Annotated in this window: 1 protein-coding gene; it reads left to right on the forward strand. The window is 68.9% G+C overall.

What is annotated here, in order from left to right; all coding sequences use genetic code 11:
• On the forward strand, nucleotides 1–749 hold a 749-nt coding region (locus A5701_RS12900), incomplete at both ends, for an HNH endonuclease signature motif containing protein (RefSeq protein ID WP_156670077.1).

Consider the following 749-nt stretch of genomic DNA (forward strand, 5'->3'; position numbering starts at 1 on the left):
CAGGAATTCGACGGCATGTCGCGCCTGAGCGGGCTGGTCACCCCGGAGCTGCGGGCCGCCATCGAGGCCATGCTGGCCAAGCTGGCCGCGCCCGGGGTGTGCAACCCCGATGACGAAATCCCGGTGGTCGACGCGACGCCCGATCAGGACGCGGTGCGCCGCGACACCCGCAGCACGGCGCAACGCCACCACGACGCCTTCCTGGCCGGGCTGCGCGGACTCTTAGCATCGGGGGACTTGGGCTCCCATAACGGGCTGCCGGTGTCGATCGTGGTGAGCACCACGTTGCAGGAGTTGGAGGCCGCCGCCGGTAAGGCGTTGACGGCCGGCGGCACGCTGGTGCCCATGTCCGATGTGATCCGCTGGGCCGGCCACGCCCACCACTATCTGGCGATCTTCGACAACGGGCGGCCCCTGGCGCTGCACCACACCAAACGGCTGGCTTCCCCGGCGCAGCGAATCATGCTCTACGCCAAGGATCGCGGATGTACCAGGCCGGGATGTGACGCCCCGGCCTACCATAGCCAGGTCCATCATGTCCGAGGCTGGCAAAACACCCGGCGCACCGACATCGACGACCTCACGCTGGCCTGCGGGCCCGACAACCGCCTCGCCGAACAAGGCTGGACCACCCGCACCAACGCCCGCGGCGAAACCGAATGGATCCCCCCACCCCACCTCGACCACGGCCAACCCCGCACCAACACCTACCACCACCCGAACGTCATCAGCGACACCGACGACGACGA

Source organism: Mycobacterium sp. E3305 (genome assembly GCF_001666785.1).
Classification (GTDB): domain Bacteria; phylum Actinomycetota; class Actinomycetes; order Mycobacteriales; family Mycobacteriaceae; genus Mycobacterium.